Source organism: Microbacterium sp. W1-4-2 (assembly GCF_058349885.2).
Map to the genome: position 1 here is coordinate 877,648 of NZ_JBYRJC020000002.1, position 21,767 is coordinate 899,414.

20 protein-coding genes, 1 tRNA gene and 1 pseudogene are annotated in these 21,767 nt (G+C 68.2%); 12 read left to right on the plus strand and 10 right to left on the minus strand.

Annotation, left to right across the window (positions count from 1 at the left end; genetic code table 11):
* Positions 1-83 precede the first annotated feature (83 nt).
* A complete protein-coding gene (lysS, locus tag AC3RX0_RS11820) occupies positions 84-1,613 on the plus strand; it encodes a lysine--tRNA ligase (protein ID WP_491506174.1) in 1,530 nt (509 codons plus the stop codon).
* Between the two features lie 51 nt (positions 1,614-1,664).
* Here the strand turns inward: lysS and AC3RX0_RS11825 are convergent, their stop codons facing one another.
* Complete coding sequence (locus AC3RX0_RS11825) at positions 1,665-2,738, minus strand: DUF4192 family protein (RefSeq protein ID WP_491506175.1); 1,074 nt, start codon at positions 2,736-2,738, stop codon at positions 1,665-1,667.
* A 141-nt stretch (positions 2,739-2,879) separates the two neighbouring features.
* Here AC3RX0_RS11825 and AC3RX0_RS11830 point away from each other — a divergent pair, with 141 nt between their 5' ends.
* Both AC3RX0_RS11830 and cls read left to right on the plus strand, forming a co-directional pair.
* Positions 2,880-3,077 (plus strand): hypothetical protein, encoded by a 198-nt coding sequence (locus tag AC3RX0_RS11830; RefSeq protein ID WP_491506176.1) that lies wholly within the window; start codon positions 2,880-2,882, stop codon positions 3,075-3,077.
* Between the two features lie 153 nt (positions 3,078-3,230).
* Positions 3,231-4,691, plus strand: coding sequence for a cardiolipin synthase (cls, locus tag AC3RX0_RS11835; RefSeq protein WP_491506177.1), 1,461 nt, complete (start codon positions 3,231-3,233; stop codon positions 4,689-4,691).
* Here the strand turns inward: cls and AC3RX0_RS11840 are convergent, their stop codons facing one another.
* Positions 4,692-5,195: a hypothetical protein gene (locus AC3RX0_RS11840; RefSeq protein ID WP_491506178.1), complete on the minus strand. Its 504-nt coding sequence runs from the start codon at positions 5,193-5,195 to the stop codon at positions 4,692-4,694.
* A 500-nt stretch (positions 5,196-5,695) separates the two neighbouring features.
* On the opposite strand from AC3RX0_RS11840, the gene AC3RX0_RS11845 reads away from it, so the two are divergent.
* The 4 genes from AC3RX0_RS11845 (at position 5,696) to AC3RX0_RS11860 (ending at position 10,282) form a co-directional block, all read left to right on the plus strand.
* Positions 5,696-8,218 carry an ATP-dependent Clp protease ATP-binding subunit gene (locus AC3RX0_RS11845; RefSeq protein ID WP_491506180.1) on the plus strand — a complete coding sequence of 841 codons (2,523 nt, stop codon included), beginning with the start codon at positions 5,696-5,698 and terminating at the stop codon, positions 8,216-8,218.
* 81 nt (positions 8,219-8,299) lie between these two features.
* Complete coding sequence (locus AC3RX0_RS11850) at positions 8,300-8,800, plus strand: amino-acid N-acetyltransferase (protein ID WP_491506181.1); 501 nt, start codon at positions 8,300-8,302, stop codon at positions 8,798-8,800.
* A 55-nt stretch (positions 8,801-8,855) separates the two neighbouring features.
* Entirely contained in the window at positions 8,856-9,569 is a 714-nt protein-coding gene (locus tag AC3RX0_RS11855) for a hypothetical protein (protein ID WP_491506182.1), read from the plus strand.
* A gap of 299 nt (positions 9,570-9,868) precedes the next feature.
* On the plus strand, positions 9,869-10,282 hold the full coding sequence (locus AC3RX0_RS11860) for a dehydrogenase (RefSeq protein ID WP_491506183.1): 414 nt from the start codon (positions 9,869-9,871) through the stop codon (positions 10,280-10,282).
* A gap of 3 nt (positions 10,283-10,285) precedes the next feature.
* Here the strand turns inward: AC3RX0_RS11860 and radA are convergent, their stop codons facing one another.
* Together radA and AC3RX0_RS11870 are read right to left on the minus strand one after the other, a co-directional pair.
* Positions 10,286-11,656: a DNA repair protein RadA gene (gene radA / locus AC3RX0_RS11865; RefSeq protein ID WP_491506184.1), complete on the minus strand. Its 1,371-nt coding sequence runs from the start codon at positions 11,654-11,656 to the stop codon at positions 10,286-10,288.
* 36 nt (positions 11,657-11,692) lie between these two features.
* Positions 11,693-12,820, minus strand: coding sequence for an NAD(P)/FAD-dependent oxidoreductase (locus AC3RX0_RS11870; protein ID WP_491506185.1), 1,128 nt, complete (start codon positions 12,818-12,820; stop codon positions 11,693-11,695).
* Between the two features lie 162 nt (positions 12,821-12,982).
* Between AC3RX0_RS11870 and AC3RX0_RS11875 the strand changes: the two genes are divergently transcribed.
* Both AC3RX0_RS11875 and AC3RX0_RS11880 read left to right on the plus strand, forming a co-directional pair.
* On the plus strand, positions 12,983-14,014 hold the full coding sequence (locus AC3RX0_RS11875; RefSeq protein WP_491506186.1) for a hypothetical protein: 1,032 nt from the start codon (positions 12,983-12,985) through the stop codon (positions 14,012-14,014).
* Positions 14,015-14,132: 118 nt separating this feature from the next.
* Positions 14,133-14,220: transfer RNA gene (locus AC3RX0_RS11880), tRNA-Ser, on the plus strand.
* A gap of 1,204 nt (positions 14,221-15,424) precedes the next feature.
* Here the strand turns inward: AC3RX0_RS11880 and AC3RX0_RS11885 are convergent.
* On the minus strand, positions 15,425-16,006 hold the full coding sequence (locus tag AC3RX0_RS11885; RefSeq protein WP_491506187.1) for a hypothetical protein: 582 nt from the start codon (positions 16,004-16,006) through the stop codon (positions 15,425-15,427).
* A 416-nt stretch (positions 16,007-16,422) separates the two neighbouring features.
* Between AC3RX0_RS11885 and AC3RX0_RS11890 the strand changes: the two genes are divergently transcribed.
* Positions 16,423-16,944 carry a helix-turn-helix domain-containing protein gene (locus AC3RX0_RS11890; RefSeq protein ID WP_491506188.1) on the plus strand — a complete coding sequence of 174 codons (522 nt, stop codon included), beginning with the start codon at positions 16,423-16,425 and terminating at the stop codon, positions 16,942-16,944.
* A 12-nt stretch (positions 16,945-16,956) separates the two neighbouring features.
* A complete protein-coding gene (locus AC3RX0_RS11895) occupies positions 16,957-17,535 on the plus strand; it encodes a PIN domain-containing protein (RefSeq protein WP_491506189.1) in 579 nt (192 codons plus the stop codon).
* Between the two features lie 367 nt (positions 17,536-17,902).
* On the opposite strand, the pseudogene AC3RX0_RS11900 reads toward AC3RX0_RS11895, so the two are convergent.
* Together AC3RX0_RS11900 and AC3RX0_RS11905 are read right to left on the minus strand one after the other, a co-directional pair.
* Positions 17,903-18,103 (minus strand): annotated as a pseudogene (locus AC3RX0_RS11900) (HepT-like ribonuclease domain-containing protein); the annotation flags it as partial.
* 90 nt (positions 18,104-18,193) lie between these two features.
* Entirely contained in the window at positions 18,194-18,499 is a 306-nt protein-coding gene (locus AC3RX0_RS11905) for a nucleotidyltransferase family protein (RefSeq protein ID WP_491506190.1), read from the minus strand.
* A 320-nt stretch (positions 18,500-18,819) separates the two neighbouring features.
* On the opposite strand from AC3RX0_RS11905, the gene AC3RX0_RS11910 reads away from it, so the two are divergent.
* Positions 18,820-19,101, plus strand: coding sequence for a hypothetical protein (locus AC3RX0_RS11910; RefSeq protein ID WP_491506191.1), 282 nt, complete (start codon positions 18,820-18,822; stop codon positions 19,099-19,101).
* 74 nt (positions 19,102-19,175) lie between these two features.
* On the opposite strand, the gene panD is transcribed toward AC3RX0_RS11910, so the two are convergent.
* The 3 genes from panD to AC3RX0_RS11925 form a co-directional block, all read right to left on the minus strand.
* A complete protein-coding gene (gene panD / locus AC3RX0_RS11915) occupies positions 19,176-19,616 on the minus strand; it encodes an aspartate 1-decarboxylase (RefSeq protein ID WP_491506192.1) in 441 nt (146 codons plus the stop codon).
* A 100-nt stretch (positions 19,617-19,716) separates the two neighbouring features.
* The gene (locus AC3RX0_RS11920) at positions 19,717-20,352 is read right to left on the minus strand and encodes a trimeric intracellular cation channel family protein (RefSeq protein ID WP_491506193.1); all 636 of its coding nucleotides are present in this window, start codon (positions 20,350-20,352) and stop codon (positions 19,717-19,719) included.
* Between the two features lie 31 nt (positions 20,353-20,383).
* Positions 20,384-21,652: an amidohydrolase gene (locus AC3RX0_RS11925; protein WP_491506194.1), complete on the minus strand. Its 1,269-nt coding sequence runs from the start codon at positions 21,650-21,652 to the stop codon at positions 20,384-20,386.
* Positions 21,653-21,767 lie beyond the last annotated feature (115 nt).

Consider the following 21,767-nt stretch of genomic DNA (forward strand, 5'->3'; position numbering starts at 1 on the left):
CCGGGCGACCGGCACTGGCCGGGGTCAGTTGCCGCGGACGGCCGCCGATAGACTGGGACGCGACTTTTCGAGGAGCCCGCCGCATGACCGACACCCCCGCCCCCGCCGACACCGCGCCCGGCCAGCCCTCGGAAGAGGACGTCGTCGAACAGAAGGCCGTGCGCATGGCCAAGCGCGAGCGGTTGATCGCGGAGCGGAAGGATGCCGCGGGCGGCGCATATCCGGTCACCGTTCCCGTGACCGACACGATTCCGTCGCTGCGTGAGCGGTTCGGCGACCTCGAGGCGGGTGACGAGACGGGGGTGACCGCTGCGGTCGCCGGGCGCGTCGTGTTCAGCCGGAACACCGGCAAGCTGTGCTTCGCGTCGCTGCAGTCCGGCGACGGCAGCCGCATCCAGGCCATGGTCTCGCTCGCCTCGGTGGGCGCGGAGTCCCTGCAGCGCTGGAAGGAGCTCGTCGACCTCGGCGACCACGTGTACGTGAGCGGAGAGGTCATCTCGAGCCGCCGCGGCGAGCTGTCGATCATGGTCGCCGACTGGGCGATCGCATCGAAGGCGCTGCTGCCGCTGCCGAACATGTATACCGAGCTGAGCGAAGAGAGCCGCGTGCGCAGCCGCTTCCTCGACCTGATCGTGCGCGACCAGGCTCGGGCCACCGTGCGCGCACGCGCCGAGGTCAACGCCAGCCTGCGCCGCACGTTCACCGAGCGCGGCTTCATCGAGGTCGAGACCCCGATGTTGCAGATCCAGCACGGCGGAGCCTCGGCCCGCCCGTTCGTGACCCACTCGAACGCGTTCGACGCCGAGCTGTACCTGCGCATCGCGCCCGAGCTTTACCTCAAGCGCGCCGCGGTCGGCGGCATCGACCGGGTGTACGAGATCAACCGCAACTTCCGCAATGAGGGCGCCGACTCGACGCACAGCCCCGAGTTCGCGATGCTCGAGGCCTACCAGGCGTACTCGGACTACAACGGCATCGCCGACCTCACCCAGGCACTCGTGCAGAACGCCGCGATCGCGGTGAGCGGCTCGACGACCGTGACCTGGGCCGATGGCACGGTGTATGACCTCGGCGGCGAGTGGGACCGCATCTCGATGTACGACTCCCTGTCCGAGGCCGCGGGCGTCCAGATCACGCCGCAGACCTCGGTCGACGACCTGCGCGCGCTGGCCGACCGCGAGGGCGTCGACGCCCCGCCGCACCCCACCCACGGCAAGTGGGTCGAAGAGCTCTGGGAGCACTTCGTGAAGGGATCGCTCACGCGCCCGACGTTCGTCATGGACTTCCCCGTCGACACCAGCCCGCTCGTGCGTGACCACCGGTCGATCGCCGGCGTGGTGGAGAAGTGGGACCTGTACGTGCGCGGCTTCGAGCTGGCGACCGGGTACTCCGAGCTGATCGACCCGGTCGTCCAGCGCGAGCGGTTCATCGCGCAGGCGAAGCTCGCCGCAGCCGGCGACGTCGAGGCCATGCGCATCGATGAGGAGTTCCTGCGCGCGATGGAGCACGGCATGCCCCCGATGGGCGGCATGGGCATGGGCATCGACCGCCTGCTGATGGCGATCACCGGGCTCGGCATCCGCGAGACCATCCTGTTCCCCCTCGTGAAGTAAGCGGCCGACCCGGTCGGCGGTCGTCGACGTTGACGTCGGCCGGGACGTCGGTCACGTTCGGATCGACGGCGCGGTGGCCGCGTTCAGATCGCGCACCCATCCCGGGCGGTGCGCTGTCGCCAGGAACGACAGCACGAGCTCGGCGAGCCCGTGCTCGGGCTCGACGTCGCACGCACACTCTGCGTCGTGCAGCGCCTGCGCCAGATCACCGAGCGCCCACGACAGCCAGGCGCACACCGCGAGCAGGCCTGCGCGCCGGGCCGCCGGAGAGCGGGCGGCGAGCTCCTGCGCCACGCCGCGTGCCGCGGTGAGACGCTGCGGATCCGCATCGACGCCGTCGCCCCACATCCGCTCGCCGAGATCGGGCGGATACTCCGCCCCGTCCTCCCAGCGCACGAGCGCCTCGGCCGCGGCGTCTCCGTCACGGGCGGCCCCGCACCACTGCACGAGCGCGACGTCCCGTGTGCCGGGCCGGTCGAGCGCCCAGATCAGCAGCGCCGCGGTGAACGGGTCGATCGTCTCGGGGTCGAGCCCGAGCGCCTCTTCGAACAGGGCGGGCAGATCGTCGAGCCGGCAGGTCGCGCACAACGCACGGGGATCGACCCGGCCGCCCGGCGGAGCGTCGCCGTCGCACAGGGCGCACACCGCCGTCTCGATCGCGGCCAGCGCATCGGCGGTCTGCGCGCGCACCTCGGCAGCGTCCACCGGCGTGCGCGGGAAGGGGGCGAGCGTGATGCCGCCCGGCGGACACTCCGGGTCGAGGTACGAGCCCCAGTGGCCGCCGCTCACGCACAGCGCGTCGCGCAGGTGCAGGCCGCACGCGTCGGTCCGGCGCGCCAGGGCGCGCACGAGATCGTCGTGGGGCAGTGCGTCGCCCATCGCGGCGTCCGTGTAGACCACGGCGGTCAGGCTGTCGGCATCGGCCAGGCGGCACACCATCCCGATACACGTGGCGGCGGTCTGATCGATGTCGGCGTCGTCGGGAAGTGCCACGCGCAACGCGCCCATCGTGCGGCTGCGCGCGAACGGCACCACCACGAGGCCCCGCTTCGGGACGTGCCCGAGCAGCTGCGGCACGAGGGACAGGAACGAGGCGGACTGCTCGGTGCGGATCACGGTGGACATGCCTCGAGCCTGCCCGGCGGGCCCGGCCCGCATGCGGCTCGGAGCGTGATCTGTGGATGCTTCGCCCGATCCACGTCCGAACCCCGATCTGGGGAGGAGGCGGCGGGGCCGGGATGCCGCGTCCGCCGGTACGATGGAGGCATGGACAACTTCTGGGTCGCCGCGTTCTGGTCGCTCGTGCCGACCGTGGTGGTGCTCGGGATGTTCATCTTCATCCTGCGCTCGGTCGTGCACATGGACCGCAACGAGCGCCGCACCTATGCGAAGGTCGAGGCCGAGGAGCGCGCGAAGCGCGGCCTGCCGCCGATTCCGCCCACGCCGCCTGCCGCCGGCCGCTGAACCTCAGTCACTGATCCGCACCACTGGGCCTCATGCCTGGTCGGGGCCACGATCGACGCCCGCTGAGGCCGGGCCGCGGCATCCCACCCCGCGGTCCCGGGGATGTCGTCGCGAGCCGATACGCTGAGCTTTGACTTCAGCGAGGGGGAGCGCATGAGCTTCATCGCGACGTGGTGGCCCATCGTCATCCTCGTGTTCGACGTGGCCATCCGCATCGCCGCGGTCATCGTCGTGCCCCGCAACCGCCGGCCCACCGCCGCCATGGCGTGGCTGCTCGCGATCTACTTCATCCCGATCGCCGGTGTGCTGCTGTTCCTGCTGATCGGCACGCCGCGGCTGCCCCGCAAGCGGCGGCGCAAGCAGGACGCGATCAACGACTACATCCGCGAGACCAGCGCGCACCTCGACTTCGGCACGCTGCGGCCGCACGCGCCCGACTGGTTCAACACGATGGTCACGATGAACCGCATGCTCGGGGCGATGCCGCTGGCCGGCGATAACGAGGCGCACCTGATCTCGGAGTACCGGCAGAGCCTCGACGAGATGGCCGAGGCCATCCGGGCCGCGACGCAGTATGTGCACGCCGAGTTCTACATCCTGCAGTCCGACGACACGACCGACGACTTCTTCTGCGCGCTCGAAGAGGCCGCGGCGCGCGGGGTCACCGTCCGCGTGCTGCTGGACCACTGGGCCAATCGCGGCAAGCCGCGCTACCGCCGCACCCTCGACCGGCTGACCCGCATGGGCGCTCGGTGGCAGCTCATGCTGCCCGTGCAGCCGCTGCGCGGCAAGTACCAGCGACCCGATCTGCGCAACCACCGCAAGCTCCTGGTCGTCGACGGCGACGTCGCGTTCATGGGGTCGCAGAACATCACCGACTCCACCTACAACCTGCGCAAGAACATCCGTCGGGGCCTGCACTGGGTCGACCTGATGGTGCGCATCAAAGGGCCGGTCGTGGCATCCATCAACGCGGTCTTCCTGTCGGACTGGTACAGCGAGACCGACGAGACGCTCGAAGACGAGATCTCGCTGTTCGACATCGCCGAGGCCAGTCCCGGCGACCTCGACTGCCAGATCGTGCCGAGCGGCCCGGGATTCCGGTTCGAGAACAATCTACGGCTGTTCCTCGGGCTGCTGTACTACGCACAGCGCAAGATCATCATGGTCAGCCCGTACTTCGTGCCCGACGAGGCGCTGCTGCTGGCCGTGACGACCGCGTGCCACCGCGGCCTGCAGGTCGAGCTGTTCGTGTCCGAAGAGGGCGACCAGGCCATGGTCTACCACGCGCAGCGCAGCTACTACGAGGCGCTGCTGAAGGCCGGGGTGAAGATCTGGATGTACCGCAAGCCGTACATCCTGCACTCGAAGTCGATGACGATCGACGACGAGGTCGCCATCATCGGGTCGAGCAACATGGACATGCGCTCGTTCGGTCTGAACCTCGAGATCTCGATGCTCGTGCGCGGTGAGGAGTTCGTGTCGGAGATGCGCGAGATCGAGGAGAAGTACCGGCGCCTGTCGCGCGAGCTCACGCTCGAGGAGTGGAACCAGCAGCCCCTGCGCTCGACCGTGCTCGACAACCTTGCCCGGCTCACGTCGGCCCTGCAGTAGTCAGCGCGTCTCGGGCGACGCGTTCTCGGCGCGCCGGCGGGCGAGCCCCGTGCTGACGATCGGGCCCATCCCACCGTCGGCCGGCGGAGCGGTGGCGACCGGCGGCCGAGTCGCGTCGCCGAACGCCGAGGTGAGGATGCTGCGCACACTGTCGAACCGTCGAGCCCACACCAGCAGGTCGTCGAGCCGCATCGGCTCGTCGCCGTGCTGCAGGCGCGACACCCGGTCGAGCGTCATCTCGGGCGAGGTGACCTGGAGCGTCGGCACGATCGTGGCGAGGTTGCTGCGCTGCATGAGCACCTCTTCGCGAACAGCGTTGGCCACCCAGTGCTGCAGATTCGCCGCGATGAACCGCGCATCCGCCGGATCGACGCCGTCCGCGGCGCGCATCGGCTTGCCCCAGCGGCCGAACATCTCGGGCCGGTCGACCAGGTCGCGCGGCCGTGCGGACGGCTCCGCGGCATCGGGTTCGTCACGTCGGGGGTTGAAGGCGAGGCCGCTCACCCTCTCGATGCTAGGCGCGTTCGGGGTGGCCGGGGCGTGGCATCCGCCTCACGCCGTCAGTCGTCATCCATGACGGTGCCGCGCGAGCCTCGGCGGTCATCGATGACGACTGAAATCCAGCTCAGACTTTGAGTCGTCGTCTCTGACGGTGCTGGTCGACAGAAGACTGTAATAGGTGACGACTGAGCCGAGGGAGAGTGCCGGCCGCCGGCCGCCGCGTGCCATAGCGCCGAGCGCCGAGCACGCGCCGAGCCCGATCGCCAGCCAGACGCGCGCAGAACAGGGCCATGACCAGCAGGATCACGCCGACCATCGAGGCCAGCGGCGGCAGAAGCAGCAGCAGTCGCATCACGCAAGCGCGTTTCGACTCGCTCGCGCCGCGCGCGCTCGCTCGACGACCGGGGTCGAGAACGCTATGCCGACGGCGAACACCGGCTTGCGGCATCCCTGCGCTCGTTACGCTCTTTACAAGCGCCAGAAGTGCGCCGGAGGAGTCAGAGATGTTCGAGAGATTCACCGACCGAGCTCGACGCGTGGTCGTCCTCGCCCAAGAAGAGGCGAAGATGCTCAACCACAACTACATCGGGACGGAGCACATCCTCCTGGGCCTCATCCACGAGGGCGAAGGTGTGGCGGCGAAGGCGCTCGAATCGCTCGGCATCTCGCTGGATGCGGTGCGCGAGCAGGTCCAGGACATCATCGGCCAGGGTCAGCAGCAGCCGACCGGTCACATCCCGTTCACGCCCCGTGCGAAGAAGGTCCTCGAGCTGAGCCTTCGCGAGGCGCTGCAACTGGGGCACAACTACATCGGCACCGAGCACATCCTGCTCGGTCTCATCCGCGAGGGCGAAGGCGTCGCAGCACAGGTGCTCGTCAAGCTCGGCGCGGACCTCAACAAGGTGCGTCAGCAGGTCATCCAGCTTCTGTCCGGCTACCAGGGCAAGGAGCCTGCGGCGGTTTCCGGCGCCGCGCACGAGAGCGCGACGGGAGCCCAAGGAGGCTCGCAGGTGCTCGACCAGTTCGGTCGCAACCTCACGCAGGCGGCACGCGACAACAAGCTCGATCCGGTGATCGGCCGCGAGAAGGAGATCGAGCGGGTCATGCAGATCCTCTCGCGCCGCTCCAAAAACAACCCCGTCCTGATCGGCGAGCCGGGCGTCGGCAAGACCGCGGTCGTCGAGGGCCTGGCCCAGGCGATCGTCAAGGGCGACGTGCCCGAGACGCTGAAGGACAAGCAGCTCTACTCGCTCGACCTCGGCTCGCTCATCGCCGGGTCCCGCTACCGCGGCGACTTCGAAGAGCGCCTGAAGAAGGTCACGAAGGAGATCCGCACCCGCGGCGACATCATCGTGTTCATCGACGAGATCCACACCCTCGTCGGCGCCGGTGCGGCCGAGGGCGCGATCGACGCCGCGAGCATCCTGAAGCCGCTGCTGGCCCGCGGTGAGCTGCAGACCATCGGCGCCACCACGCTCGATGAGTACCGCAAGCACTTCGAGAAGGATGCCGCGCTCGAGCGCCGCTTCCAGCCGATCCAGGTCGCCGAACCCAGCCTGCCGCACGCCATCAACATCCTGAAGGGCCTGCGCGACCGGTACGAGGCGCATCACAAGGTGCAGATCACCGACGGCGCGATCGTCGCGGCCGCGAACCTGTCGGACCGCTACGTGTCCGACCGCTTCCTGCCCGACAAGGCGATCGACCTGATCGACGAGGCCGGCGCCCGCCTGCGCCTGTCGATCCTGTCGAGCCCGCCCGAGCTGCGCGAACTCGACGACAAGATCGCCGACGTGCGCACCCGCAAGGAGGCCGCCAGCGAGGAGCAGGACTTCGAGAAGGCCGCCTCCCTGCGCGACGAGGAGAAGTCGCTGCTCGCCGAGCGGCTGCGCCTGGAGAAGCAGTGGCGCAGCGGGGATGTCGCGACCCCTGCCGTCGTGGACGAGGGCCTCATCGCCGAAGTGCTGGCGCAGGCCACCGGCATCCCGGTCTTCAAGCTCACCGAAGAGGAGTCCTCGCGCCTCGTCTTCATGGAGAAGGCGCTGCACCAGCGCGTCATCGGCCAGGACGAGGCGATCGCCGCGCTCTCGCGCACGATCCGCCGTCAGCGCGCGGGCCTGAAGGACCCCAAGCGCCCGTCGGGCTCGTTCATCTTCGCCGGCCCGACCGGCGTCGGTAAGACCGAGCTGGCCAAGGCGCTCGCCGAGTTCCTGTTCGACGACGAGGGCGCGCTGATCTCGCTCGACATGAGCGAGTTCGGCGAGAAGCACACGGTGTCGCGCCTGTTCGGCGCCCCTCCCGGGTTCGTCGGCTTCGAAGAGGGCGGCCAGCTCACCGAGAAGGTGCGCCGCAAGCCGTTCTCGGTCGTGCTGTTCGATGAGATCGAGAAGGCCCACCCCGACATCTTCAACTCGCTGCTGCAGATCCTCGAAGAGGGCCGGCTGACCGACGGCCAGGGCCGCGTGGTCGACTTCAAGAACACCGTGATCATCATGACGACGAACCTCGGCTCGTCGGCGATCGCGGGTGGCCCGGTCGGCTTCCAGGTCGAGGGCGACACGACCACCAGCTACGAGCGGATGAAGGGCAAGGTCGACGAAGAGCTCAAGCGCCACTTCAAGCCCGAGTTCCTCAACCGCGTCGACGACATCATCGTCTTCCCGCAGCTGAACAAGGACGAACTGCGTCAGATCGTCGGCCTGTTCACGAAGCGTCTGGCCGAGCGCCTGCTCGACCGCGACATGACCGTCGAGCTGACCGACGCCGCCAAAGACAAGCTCATCGAGATCGGGTTCGACCCCACGCTGGGCGCACGTCCCCTGCGCCGTGCCATGCAGCGCGAGATCGAGGACCAGCTCTCGGAGCGCATCCTGCACGGCGAGCTGAACTCCGGTGACCACGTGAAGGTGGATGCCGAGAACGGCCAGTTCGTGTTCGAGCATGCTCCGCGCGGCGAGAAGGTCGCGATCGGCGTGGGCGGGCAGGAGCAGATCCCCGCGACGCCCGACATCATCGCCGGGAGCTGACGGACGACAACGCACCCATTGCACGGGGGCCGACGCGCGGGATGCCGCGGGTCGGCCCCTTCGCGGTCGTAGGCTTGCTGCGTGAGCGACATCGTCATCCGGCCCGCCCGAACCGCTGATGTGCGAGAGATCCAGGGGCTTCTCGAGCCGCTCGTGGATCGTCGCATCCTGCTCGGCAAGGAGCTGGTGTCGCTCTACGAGGCCGTGCAGGAGTTCGTGGTGGCCGAGCTCGAGGGCGAGGTCATCGGCTGCGGCGCGCTGCACGTGATGTGGCGCGACATCGGCGAGGTGCGCACCCTGCTGGTGCGCGAGGACCAGCTGCACCAGGGCATCGGCGGACGCATCGTCGAGGTGCTCGAGGCCCGTGCGATCGAGCTGGGGCTGTCGCGCCTGTTCTGCCTGACGTTCGAGGTGTCGTTCTTCGGCCGGCACGGCTTCTCGCCGATCGGGGAGCAGATCGTCGACCCCGACGTCTACACGCAGCTGCTGCGCAGCCCCGACGCCGGCGTCGCCGAGTTCCTCGACCTCGCGCACGTCAAGCCCAACACGCTCGGCAACACCCGCATGCTCAAGCACCTGTGACAGGCCCGGGCGCGCCCTGCACGGCTGGCGCCGCGAGCCGACCTAGCCTGGCAGGGTGAGTACGTCAGGACGCCGCCATTCGCCCGCCGTCTATCGCCGGCGCAGGCTCGTCCTGCTGCTCGTGCTCATCGCCATCGCGGCGGGGGTCTGGCTGCTGATCGCGCGCCCGTGGCAGGCCGGTGCCTCCGCCGAGGCGAATGAGCCGCCGCGAGTCGCCGATCCGCTGGTGCCGGCCGTCTCGAGCTCTCCGCAGGCGACCACTCCGACTCCCGGCGCGTCCGGGTCGCCGACTCCGGGGGCATCGGGCTCGCCGACGCCGGGCGCGTCCGGGTCGCCGAAGCCCAGCCCGGGCGCGTCGGCGGCGCCGTGCGCCACCGGCGACATCACGGTCACGGGCGTGACCGACAAGACCCGCTACGTGACGGGCCAGGACCCGAAGCTGTCGATTCAGCTGATGAACACCGGCTCGAAGGACTGCACGCTGAACGTCGGGACGAGCGCCCAGGTGTTCACGATCACCAGCGGGGATGACACCTGGTGGCGCTCGACGGACTGCCAGAGCGAGCCGAGCGACATGGTCGTGCTCCTGAAGGCCGGTCAGAAGGTCTCGAGCGCCGAGCCGATCGTCTGGGATCGCACGCGATCGAGCGTCGCGACGTGCCAGGCGAAGAACAGGCCGAAGGCGCCCGGCGGGGGAGCGACATACCATCTGACCGTGTCGATCGGTGGGATCGACGCGGTCGACGACGTCCTTTTTCAGCTGTATTGACGGCGATCGGCGGCTGAGTCCGCCACCTTCAGGAGCCCGAATGGTCTGATGTCCCCCAAAGAGGGGACAGCAAACAGTCGGAAACTTCTCGTACACTTGAATCACACGTTGTGCGAGTGTGCGGTGTCGCTGTCCCCAGCAGCGGAAGTGCCTGTCCCCAGCAGGCCCACCGTCTGCACAGCGTTCGGACCCTCTCGAGTCGCCCAGTCCCCAATGAGCGACTCGAGAGGGTCCTCTCTTCTTCTCTGCGATCCGTCGCCCGGCTCGGACACGCCGTCCGCCGCGATTACGCTGGGGACGTGGCATCCGGCAAGAAGCGCCCCAAGACGCACGCGAAGCAGCTCGAGTTCCGCAACACCCAGCTGGCCGACGCGCTGCAGACCCAGGACATTGCGGCTGTCGCGTTCGCTCTGCGGCACGGGCCGACCGTCGTCCCGCTGATGCACGCGGGCGCCCGCGACGACCCGCGTGATGCGGGCGAGGTCTGGACGTTCCGCGATCCGAGCTCGGGCGACGTCGCGCTGCTGCTGTTCAGCGATGCCGTGCACAAGCCCGAAACGCTGCCGCCCGCGGTCGGCCTGCACTCGCCGGCGTGGCTGCGGTCGTTCCTCGAGGCGCACAGAGACGAGATCACGACCGTGTTCTTCGACATCGCAGGTCCCCACCCGATGCAAGCGACGCCGTCCGACATCATCGCGGCGCTGGAGGCCTGAAGCTCAGAACTCGGGCACGCCTTCGGTGGATGCCGGGGCCATCGCGGTTGCGGCGAGGGTGCGGATCGCGTGGCCGATCGACTCGGCCCGCTCGTCGATCACCGTGCGGTAGCCCAGGCGCGCGGCCTCGTTGCGCCGCTGCGCCGCCTGCGCGACCGGCCGGATCTCGCCCGACAGGCTCAGCTCGCCGATGGCCGCCACGTCGTGCCGCACGGCCTTCTCGCCGCGGGCCGTGGCGATCGCGATCGCGATCGCCAGGTCGGCGCCCGGCTCGACCAGGCGCACCCCGCCCACGGTGGAGACGTAGACGTCCTGCTTCGACAGCTCGATGCGCGCCCGCTTCTCAAGCAGCGCGAGGATCATCGCGACGCGCGACGAGTCCACGCCGCTGACCACGCGACGCGGGTTCGGCCCGGGGGCGGCGACCGTCAGCGCCTGTACCTCGACGGGGATCGCGCGGCGCCCTTCGAGCGCGATCGTGACGCACGTGCCGGCCACGGGCTTGCCGCTGCCGAGGAACAGCCGACTGGGATCGGGGACTTCTTCGATTCCCGACCCCGTCATGTCGAAACATCCGACCTCGTCCGTGGGCCCGAACCGGTTCTTGAGCGTGCGCAGGAACCGCAGCGACGTCTGCCGGTCGCCCTCGAAGTGGCACACGACGTCGACGAGGTGCTCGAGGATGCGCGGGCCCGCGATCGACCCGTCCTTCGTGACGTGGCCGACGATGACCACCGGCAGATGCCGCTCCTTCGCGACCCGGATGAGGGTGGCCGCGACCTCGCGAACCTGGCTCGGGTGGCCGGCCAGCCCGTCCGACAGCGCCGACGACACCGTCTGCACCGAGTCGACGATCAGCAGGTCGGGCTCGACCTCGTCGACGTGACCGAGGATCGTTGCAAGGTCCGTCTCGCTGGCCAGGAACAGTTCGTCGTGCAGGGCGCCGGTGCGCTCGGCACGCAGGCGGACCTGGGCCGTGGACTCCTCGCCGCTCGCGTACAGCACGCGCCGGCCCGCCCGCGCCGACTGTGCGGCCACCTCGAGCAGCAGCGTCGACTTGCCCACGCCCGGCTCGCCCGACAGCAGGATCGCGGCGCCCGGCACGACGCCCCCGCCGAGCACGCGGTCGAACTCGGCGATGCCGCTCGTGCGCCGCGGCGTCGCGGTCGTGTCGATCATCGTGATGGGCCGGGCGCTGCGACCGGCCGCGGGTGCCATGGGGGCGACCTTGCGCGCGGCGATCCCGGTCGACTCGGTCGCCTCGACGACCGTGCCCCATTGCTGGCACTCCCCGCAGCGGCCGACCCACTTCAGCGTCGTCCACCCGCATTCCGTGCAGCGGTAGGGGGACGCGGTGGGTCGCTTGGTGGCCATGGATCCCAGGCTATGCCGCGGCTGCGACATCCCTCGTCACGACGTCGGTGCGGGCTCGCCCATCCAGCGTCGGATGCGGGAGGTGCGGTATGCGTCCTTCGCCCCGGCCAGCGCGTCGCTCGCGTCGTCGAAGGTGCCGCCGGCGAACGTCACGCCCACGCGTGCGGCGCGGTGGCCGCCGAACTCGACGTAGCAGACGCCGCCCCCGTCGTACTGCGCGGTGCCGGCCGCCGAGTGGATGCGCGCGGAGATCCGGTCGGCGACGACCGCCGCCTGACCCTCGGCGAAGGCGCCGGCCTTGGGCGTTCCGGCGCCGGCGACGTCGCCGATCGCGTAGACGTCGGGGTGACCGGTCTGCAAGGTCGCCGGGTCGACCGGCACCCAGCCGTCGACCACGAGACCGGAGGTCGCGACCACCGGCGGGGCGACGTGGCGCGGAACGCCGAGGAAGAAGTCGTACGGCAGGGCCCCGGCATCCTCGAACACCACCTCGTGCGGATCGAGCCGGGCGATCACCCGGTTCGGGTGCCACCGGATGCCCCGGTCGGCGAACGCCTGAAGCAGGGCGTCGGATGCCGCCGGCACGGGCGGGACCGGGGCAGGCAGCGGCATGACGAGGTCGATCTCAGAGGCCCCGCGCAGCCCGCGGGCGCTCAGGTGCTCGTGCATGAGCAGCGCGGTCTCGCTGGGCGCGGGCGGGCACTTGAACGGCGCCGACGCGACGCCGATCACCACGCGTCCGCCGCGGAATCCGGCGAGCACGTCGGCGGCGGCGAAGGCGCCCTCGGTCGAATAGAACTCGTGGCCGTGCTCGGCGAGCCCGGGTGTGGCCGATGGGTCGAGGTCGGCGCCGAGCGCGATCACGAGATGTTCGGCCTCGAAGTCACCGGCATCCGTCTTCACGCGCCGTGCGGACGGGTCGATGGCGCGGATCTCGGTGCGCACGAACCGCACGCCAGGCTTCGCGAGGCGCCGATACGGGTGCGAGACAGCGGAGGCCGTGCGCTTGCCGAACAGCACGTCGAGCTTCGCAAAGCCGAAGACGAAGTGCTCGGATCGGTCGACGAGCGTGATCTCGATGTCGTCGGCGAACCGCTCCGACAGGCTCGCCGACACTTCGAGGCCGCCGAACCCGGCACCCAGGATCAGTACACGTGCAGGCATCGACGACCTCCGTCCACGGGTCGGGCGGCGCGTGCCGCCCGGCTCCGGCGCCAGCGTATCGTGCGCCGGAGAGGTGCCGGGCCGTCGACGCAGAGGCGGACGGCGCCCGGTGACGGAGGTAGCGTGGGATGCGGCATCCACCCTCTTCTCGAAGGCACGATCATGACCCAGCCCCAGGGCGCCCACCTCGTCGGCAGCGTCAACTACGACGACGCCGAGACCACCATGCGCACGGCCGCCGAGATCCTCGGCGAGAGGCTCAAGCGCATCCCCGACGGCGAATGCGGGCCGCGGTTCCACTGGATCATGTTCCAGCCCGACGTGCTCGGGCAGACCGAGGGCATCGAGCGGGTGGGTGCGGAGCGGATACCGCTCAGGATGCTGGATGCCCGGCCGCTGCGCGTCGCCGACGGGGTCGACCCGGCCTCGCTGCGGCTGCCGCCGCTCGGGTACGCCGCCGCGGCGGAGGAGTCGTACGCGATCTTCCGGAGGCTGCGCGAAGAGGGTGCGATTCCGCCGGCAACGAGGTTCCAGGTATCGCTGCCGACGCCGCTGGCGGTGGTCGGGGCGTTCTTTCCGCCCGAGCAGCGCGCCGCGATCGAGCCCGTCTACCGGGCGGCGATGTACCGCGAGCTCGACGAGATCCTCGCCGCGATCCCGCACGAGGACCTCGCGATCCAGTGGGACAACGCCGTCGAGTTCGGCATGATCGAGGGCGTCTCGGCCGCGCCGTGGTGGGAGGGCGACGTGTGGGACGGGCTGACCGCGCGCTCGGCGGAGCAGGCAGATCGGGTGCCGGTCGACGTCGAGGTCGGTTTTCACCTCTGCTACGGAGACGTGGCCGAGAAGCACTTCGTCGAGCCGACCGACGCCGCCAACCTCGTGCGGTTCGCGAACGACATCGTGGCGGCCGCGTCGCGCCGCATCGACTGGATCCACCTGCCGGTGCCGATCGAGCGCGACGACGACGCCTATTTCGCGCCTCTCGATCGGCTTCGGGTCGGCGATACGGAGCTGTACCTCGGGCTCGTGCACCGCGAGGACGGCGCTGCGGGCGCGGCGCGCCGGATCGAGGCCGCGCTGCGGCACGTGCCGGTGTTCGGCGTGGCGACCGAATGCGGCATCGGGCGTGCACCCGAGGGGACGACCGAGGGCATCCTGCGCACGCACGCCGAAGTCGCCGCCGCCTGGTGAGGTCGGGGCGCGGTCGCTGAGCGGCCCGCGCGAGGCGCGAGCGAATCGAAACGGCCCCGGTGATAGGCCGAATCCCGTCGATTCGCGACGACGCCGGTCGTGCCGTAAACTTGTCGGCGGTGACGTGTCCGAGCGGCCGAAGGTGCAACTCTCGAAAAGTTGTGTAGGGTAACCCCCTACCGTGGGTTCAAATCCCACCGTCACCGCGGAAATAAACACCAGATCAGCGCCTCTTCCGAGTGGCGCTGATCTGCGTTTGGGTAAAGATTTGGGTAAACGCGCCGACATTGTGCGTCGGATCGCGCCGTCAAGTCACCATTCTGCTGGGTCCCCTTTACCCACGTTTACCCGCGCGGCTCTGGCGCGCTGGCCGGTGGTGCATCGACCCCCGAGATTCCGCGGATCTGTCGCCGCTCGTCGGATACCTACGGTGGGAATCTGCATCTTCATAGGTGGCGCCGTGAGCAGTGCGGGCAGTGTTCATCCCCTCCGGTTGCGTCGGGAGTGATCCGGTACCCGCAGCATCCACCACGGCGTTACGTCTTTCGTGACGGGGCCTCAGGCGTGTCATCTGCGCGCGGCGCGAGCGGCTGCCAGTATCCGTACATGACGGTCGCGGATGATCAGGACGCCTCGCAGGAGTGAATTCACACCGGGGGAGATCGCGACGATGTTTCACATCTCCCGGGCGATTGTGTATCGGGTCGCAGAGCGCTACCGGCAACGGATCGAAGAGTGATCGACGTCGATCAGTTTCAAGGAGATGCAGTGGCACTGGGGTTCATCGACCGGTTTCGTGTGCGTCGTGATCCGATCCGGAAGGATGCACGACGGCACCTCTATCCGAGTCTCTCGAAACTGTCTGAGCGGATAGCACTGTTCAGGCAGGCCACGCCCGAGGTGCAACGGCAAGTACTTGTCGAGACGGACTTGGTTGCTGATGACAGGGAACCAGGCACGCGTGGACCTGCCATGTTGGCCGTTATTACCGTGGCGGCGACTGGCGCGACGCTGCTGATGGGGTTCATGATCGCTCTGATGAACGGGGCGATCGCGACTACGCCGTACGACCAAAGCACGGGGGCGTACACGGGGGTCGTTGGCCGAAAGCTGTTCGAGTCGATCGAGCAGACCGAGGCCCTCCTGGGCGGGTTGATCGGCACTCTGGTCCTGATCGCGTTGCTTGTGTGGCTGTTCTCCTGGCTGTCGGACCGAGAGCGAGTCCGGGCCCGTGCATGGGCACGGGTTTATCGCGAAGCACAGAAGACCCTGGCAGCACGTCCGCGTCTCATCGGCCCTATTCGCCACCGCGCGCCACGGCTGCCGGGACATCACCGCCGATTGGTCCAATCGCCAGTGACCCGACGTCGATCCGGCGGCGGGGGGTTGTGCCGCGGCGGCTGCGGGGACTCACGAATGATTCGTGAGGGCACTGGCTGCGGTGGTGGAGGCGACGGAGGCGCGGCCGGGGGAGGAGTGTCGGACATGTGTGTCTCCAACCGTTGAGGTCAGTGCGGCGGCGGCGAAGATGATCGCCAGGGCAATCATCCCGAAGCCGATCGTGACGAGAGTCGCGCGCCACCGGAGGGCGCGCTCCTGCTCTAAGAGCGTGTTGTGCTTCCAATGCGCGAGGGTCCACCGGCTCCGCACACTGCCGTAGTTCCACAGCTCAGTCTCTGCGGACGTGTCGGTTGCCATGACGGAGACCTCGGGCGCGGCACGAGGGATAAGGATCACGACGCCGAGGATCGCGGCGATGGCAGCGCACCCTACGGACGCTGCGTACAGGGGGTCCTCGATGGCTGACACCTGGAGGCCGGTCATGATTCCCGCTGCACCGACGAGCAAGGATGCCCGCGTGGAGATACTACGCGTTCGCGCGCCCACTGATTCGAGCTGACGGTCCACCTCATCGGAGAGGATTCCGATCAGCGCTGCACGATGTTCAAGCTCCTCATCCGTTGGAGGTTGCGGAGCAGAAGCGTCGCTCATTGCACCATCTACCCAGGCAAGCGGACTGGGAGTCAACACCCGGACGCCCGCACCCACAAGACGAACCGGGCCTTGGGGCTGTCGGAGGGTTCGATACGGGAGCAGCTAGCGGTGCTTCCTCGGCTTCGAAGGACGCTCAAGTGCAGAGCCGACCCCAACGATGTGCCACCAGCCGCAGTACGGACATCGGACAACTTGGGTCGGCTTGTGGGCACGTTCAGCAAGAAGGACCGCTTCGCCCTTCGAGCCAATCGCGGCTCGTTTCGTCGGACAGCGTACAGACATGCCGCGACAGTACACGGCACCTACGACATTCCGCGGCCGGCCCGGCGTCGGTCGGATCGCACATCGGGCAACGGTCGGCGGTATACTAGTCGCAGTAAACGCAAAGCTCTGCGTTTGAAGCGAGGTTGATCATGTCTGGTGCGGTGTTGGAGGAGACGTATCTTCCGAGCGACGGCCGTGTGCTCGCGCCGGTCCTCGACTTCCTCACGTCTCACGAGGCACAAGCTGGTGCGGCCAGCGGGCGCTACTTCTTGTCGGGTGCGGAGCAGGGCGACCAGGTGGAGTTGCCCGAGCCCGTCTACCGGGCGCTGGTGAAGGTCGTTGATGCGATGCGGAACGGCCTGGCCGTCTCGGTGGTGCCGCAATCGACGCGGCTGACGACGCAACAGGCAGCGGACCTGCTCAGCGTGAGCCGTCCCACGGTGGTGAAGCTACTGGATGCGGGCGAGATCCCGTTCGAGAAGGCCGGCACGCACCGTCGCATCCGTTTGACCGATCTTCTCGAGTATCGGGAGCAGCGTCGGCAGCGACAGTACGAGTTCCTCGCTGCGACGGGCAGCGAGGTCGGCGAAGACAACATCGAGGACACCCTCGCTGACCTGAAAGCAGCACGGAAGGCCGTTGCGGCGCGGAGGGCGCGCACGGCCGACTGACAGGATGGTGTCGTGTTCACCGCGACTCTCGACACCAGCGTGCTGTGGCCGAGCCTGCAACGGGACTTCCTGCTCTCGCTCGCGATCGAGGGTGCGTACCGGCCCACCTGGAGCGCCGCCATCTTGGACGAACTCGAATTCCACGAGCAACTGAAGCTCGAACGGATCGGCATCGAACCACTCGTTGCCGCCCAGCGCGCAGCAAAGCTGATTAGTCAAATGCGGGCCGTCTTCGCTGACGCAGAGGTCGAGGGATGGGAGCCACTGGTCGGCTCCTTCGGTCTTCCCGACCCAGACGATGAGCATGTGGTCGCCGCAGCACTCGTCGCCGGCGCCCGCGCGATCGTGACCGAGAACTTGAAGGACTTCCCCACCGTACAAATTCCGCCGACCATTCAGGTGCTCCGTGCGCGCGAGTTCGCCGCGAACACTGTCGCGTTGAATCCGAGACGAGCCCTCGACGCCGTGAGGGAGATCGCCGCCCGGTCGGGAGCGCATGGGCCGAGGCGCTCAGTGGGTGAGATCCTCGACATCCTCGAGTCCCGATACAGCATGGTGGACGCCGTCAGAATGATGCGCGACACGAGTTGAGCAACTTTGCGACGTGGGTAAACCGTGGGTAAAATCCTCCGAAGCTGACTCGGGCCGAGATGAACTGAATCGTGCCCAACGTGACTTGAGGCCGTCGCGAACCCGCGTGGAATCAACGGAACGCCAACCAACGCGCCGCGAGGGCGGGACTCAGATTGCGGCGCGATATGCCACGACGACCGTCTCCGGAACCGGAATCCGATCACGCGACGAGACAGTGTAGCCGTTTTGGGGCTGCTCATTCGCGGATCTCGGCGGGTGTCACCGGCGCTTGATCGCCGGACCACATCGCTGCGGCACTCAAGGACAGCGGCGCCCACGATGACCACTCGCAGCGAGGCGATGTCCCGACGAAGAAGCGCAACGGTTAACAGACAGCGTCAGTCGCCGCGCGCCACACGATCTCGTAGTCGATGTCCCCGTATTCGTGAGCAAGGACGTTCCGGATGCTGACGATCTTGTCGAGGTCGGGGACTCGGGCTGCCGTACCCGCATCATCTCTGCGGAGTCGGTTCAGCGCCTCGCCGAGAATCTCTAGCTGACGCTCGACCGCCGAGCGGACGACAAGGTCGGAGGTGAATCAGCCTCGGTCTTGCCGTGGGCGAATTCGTGGACTAGTTTGGCGGCCTCGACTGCATCCCAAAGATGCGCACCTGCCTCAGGCCGCATATAGATCCTGCGCGCTCCCGAAGGCTGCCGCCTTGAAGAAGGGGTTCCTCACTGAACGCTCCACGACGAGGTCGACTCCCCGGCCGACGATCCGTTCCAACTCGAACTTCAGATCGAAGTAGTCGTGGAACAGGTTCTCCCGCTCCGGTCGGAAGGTCACGAGGAAGTCGACATCGCTCGTCTCCGGATTGAACCGATCGGTGAGCACCGAACCGAAGACACGGAGCCGCTCCACACCATACCGCTCGCAGGCGCGCCGGATCGCCTCGGTATCGAGCGGCACGGCGGTTTCCATGCGGCCAGTCTCGCAGATCGGCTTCAGCTCCGCGAGGCGCCCGTGCAAGAGCCGATCTCCGACGATTCATCGTGAGACGTGGCCGAGCATGCTGTTATGCGGCATAGTTCCAATCCCACCGTCACCGCCCTGTGAGACCCCCGCGGTCCCTTGAGAGCACTGGGGAGCGCGGGTGCTTCTTCGTGTGCGGCGCGCCAGGGGGCGCTCCTGCATCTGTACTGCTCCACAGCATGTTGAAGCGCGGCGGCCAGGGGTCGAAGCACGCACGACCGAAAGCAACCCCTATCGCGTGCGAGAGCATCGGTGTATATGGTTCGAGGATGGATGCCATGGAGACGATGGTCCGCACTGAGATCTCGGTGAACGGGGGGACGTTCCCCTTGGCGCAAGGGCAGGAGATCGAAGATCTGAAGCGACGGATCGTAGGCGCAATCAACACCGGGGGAGCGTTCGTCGATTTCGTGGTGGTGGGGAACCGTGAGGTGAGCGTGTTGTTCTCGCCGGTCACACAGGTCTCGTTCACAGTCGAGACAGTGCAGTTCGACCCTCGCGACACCGGTGATGCACGAGACCCCTTCGGTGGTCTGTTCGATGATGTGTAAGGCCTGATTGCCGTTCCTCAGCTCACTGCGGACGATGTGCCCGATGGCGTCGAAGAGCAGTTCAACGGCGCCGCCTACATCGGCCTGTGATCCGGTGCCGAGCTGGTCGAGCGCGGTGATGGGCCTGGTCCAACGGCGGTACGCAGTTCGGCGACCGCGGCGTCGACGCCGATGATCCCGTTTCTGCCGTCCACGTGCACGACGATGGGCGCGTAGTCCGGCAGCTCCTGCTCGTCGTAATCGGCGTAGGAGATCACGATGATCGTGTCGCCGGGGTGCACGAGACGAGCTGCAGCTCCGTTGACCTGCATGGCTCCGGTGCCCCGTTCGCCGCTGATCGTGTACGTCTCGAAGCGACTGCCGTTGTTCACATCCACCACGTGGACGAGTTCGTGGGGGAGGATGTCGGCGGCTTCGAGCAGGTCGGGATCGATCGTGATCGAGCCCACGTAGTCGAGGTCGCTCGCAGTGATGGTCGCGCGGTGGATCTTCGACTTGAGCATCGTCCTGCGCATCGAGGCACCTTTCAATCAGTCGCGTTCGGATGTTACCCGACCCACCGCTAGCCTTGGTTTCGCTGCGACACCGAGAGAAATCGGCGTCGAGTTGCAGACGTCACACAGTGTTCCTCGGATCGGAGAAGTGGGATGTCGCGGCCAGCGGCACATGCCATTTGTAGCGCAGGGCGAGCAGGCGGAACGCGAACACCAGGGCGGCGGTCGCGATCTCGGTCCAGATGTTCCACGCGCCGAGTGTCCAGAGGGCGGTGATCGTGGCCGCCCCGAACATCGCCGGAACGGCATAGAGGTCATGCGGGTTGAAGAGCTGGGGGTCGCGGTTCGCGACGACGTCGCGCAGGAGTCCTCCACCGACCGCGGTGGTCACGCCGAGCAGGGCGGCTGAGACCGGATTGGCGCCGTGTTCCAGCGCCTTGATCGTTCCCGTGATGCAGAACAGCGCCAGTCCGCCGGCATCGAAGAACAGCAGCGTCTTCGGAAAGCGCTGGACGCTTCGTGACAGGAAGAGGACGAGCGCCGCTGCGGCAACCGGGGGGATCAGATAGAAGGGGTTCGCGAAGGCGGTCGGCGGCACGCCGAGGATGAGGTCTCGGATGACGCCGCCGCCCAGTCCGGTCAGGGAGCCGAGCAGGAGCGACCCGACGATGTCGAAGCCTCGGCGCGCGGCGAGCAGGCTTCCCGAGAGTGCGAAGAAGAAGGTCCCGAGCAGATCCAGGACGAGTGACCACGGCACGACCCCAGCGTACGGTGTCCCGGCGGACGACCTACCGTGGCGTGCCCAGCCAGGCCATCGCGGCGACGACGGCGGCCGCGGTGCCCACTTCGAGCGTGGGCTCGATCACGGGCGCGAACGCGGGCGAGTGGTTGGCGGGGATGTCGGTCGTCACCGTGCCGGCGGTCTCGGCCTTCGCGTACAGGTCGGGGTCGATGCATCCCACGCCCCAATAGGTGTACGGAACGCCCAGAGCGTCGGGGATCTCGCTGAAGTCCTCACTGGCGGACTGGCGCTCGATGGTGAACGCATCGTCGCCGAAGTGGCGTGCGAAGGCGTCGGCGACGCGGGATGTCGGGGCGTGGCCGTTCTCGGTGACCGGGTAATGGTCGTAGAACTCGAACGTGGGTGGCTTCGGCGACCCCGAGGTCGCGCATTCGCCTTCGACGATCCGACGGATCGCGTTCACGATCGTCGTGCGCGTCTGCGTGCTGAAGGTCCGGATGTTGAGTTCGAGCACCGCATGGTCCGAGATGATGTTGCTCTTCGACCCGCCCGCGATCCGTCCGACGGTCAGGACCGCAAACTCGCCGGGCGTGACCTCCCGCGAGACGATGCCCTGCAGCCGCAGGACGATCGTCGACGCGAGGACCACGGGGTCGACGGACAGCTGCGGCATCGAGCCGTGGCTGCCGCGCCCCCACACCGTCACGCGCATGCTGTCCCCGCTGGAGAGGAAGGCGCCCTGCCGGGTGCCGACCTTGCCCGCCGGAAACGGCAGCACGTGCTGGGCGAGAGCGACATCGGGCCGGGGGATCTTGTCGGCCAGCCCGTCCGCGAGCATCGCCTCCGCCCCGTCGGCGAGCTCCTCCGCCGGCTGGAACAGTGCGATGTAGGTGCCCTGCCAGACGTCCTGCCTCATGGACAGCAGCCGCGCGGCGCCGAGCAGGCACGCGACATGAGCGTCGTGTCCGCATGCGTGCATGACCGGCACGTCCTGGCCGTCCGCGTCCCGCGCGCGATCCATGCTCGCGTATGGCAGACCGGTGGCCTCTTGGACCGGCAGGGCGTCCATGTCCGCACGCATCAGCACGACGGGCCCGGCGCCGTTCGCGAGGACGCCGACCACACCGGTACCGCCGATGCGCTCCTGGACGTCGAATCCAGAGCCGCGCAGTCCGTCGGCGACCGCTGCCGCCGTCTTCACCTCCTGGTGTCCCAGTTCCGGATGCCGGTGCAGAGTCCGGTAGAAGTCCTCCTGCCAGTCCTTGATCTGCGGCTGTCCGGCGAGGAGTGCGTCCGCGACGTCCAAAGAATCCATTCCCCGCCTCCGCTCTCTGGCAGGCCACGCCGCCGTTCTCACGGTACGGGTAATCGAGATGGCCCGGAAGGCGAGATCGGCACTGTGCGCAGAGTCATAGGAATAACGCCGCTCC

Coding starts and splice junctions, on each gene's coding strand:
- AC3RX0_RS11925 (WP_491506194.1), bottom strand. CDS start 21,652: ATGGATTCTTTGGACGTCGCGGACGCACTCCTCGCCGGACAGCCGCAG.
- AC3RX0_RS11825 (WP_491506175.1), bottom strand. CDS start 2,738: ATGTCCACCGTGATCCGCACCGAGCAGTCCGCCTCGTTCCTGTCCCTC.
- radA (WP_491506184.1), bottom strand. CDS start 11,656: ATGGCCACCAAGCGACCCACCGCGTCCCCCTACCGCTGCACGGAATGC.
- AC3RX0_RS11910 (WP_491506191.1), top strand. CDS start 18,820: ATGGATGCCATGGAGACGATGGTCCGCACTGAGATCTCGGTGAACGGG.
- AC3RX0_RS11885 (WP_491506187.1), bottom strand. CDS start 16,006: ATGAGCGACGCTTCTGCTCCGCAACCTCCAACGGATGAGGAGCTTGAA.
- cls (WP_491506177.1), top strand. CDS start 3,231: ATGAGCTTCATCGCGACGTGGTGGCCCATCGTCATCCTCGTGTTCGAC.
- lysS (WP_491506174.1), top strand. CDS start 84: ATGACCGACACCCCCGCCCCCGCCGACACCGCGCCCGGCCAGCCCTCG.
- panD (WP_491506192.1), bottom strand. CDS start 19,616: ATGCGCAGGACGATGCTCAAGTCGAAGATCCACCGCGCGACCATCACT.
- AC3RX0_RS11870 (WP_491506185.1), bottom strand. CDS start 12,820: ATGCCTGCACGTGTACTGATCCTGGGTGCCGGGTTCGGCGGCCTCGAA.
- AC3RX0_RS11875 (WP_491506186.1), top strand. CDS start 12,983: ATGACCCAGCCCCAGGGCGCCCACCTCGTCGGCAGCGTCAACTACGAC.
- AC3RX0_RS11830 (WP_491506176.1), top strand. CDS start 2,880: ATGGACAACTTCTGGGTCGCCGCGTTCTGGTCGCTCGTGCCGACCGTG.
- AC3RX0_RS11845 (WP_491506180.1), top strand. CDS start 5,696: ATGTTCGAGAGATTCACCGACCGAGCTCGACGCGTGGTCGTCCTCGCC.
- AC3RX0_RS11905 (WP_491506190.1), bottom strand. CDS start 18,499: ATGGAAACCGCCGTGCCGCTCGATACCGAGGCGATCCGGCGCGCCTGC.
- AC3RX0_RS11890 (WP_491506188.1), top strand. CDS start 16,423: ATGTCTGGTGCGGTGTTGGAGGAGACGTATCTTCCGAGCGACGGCCGT.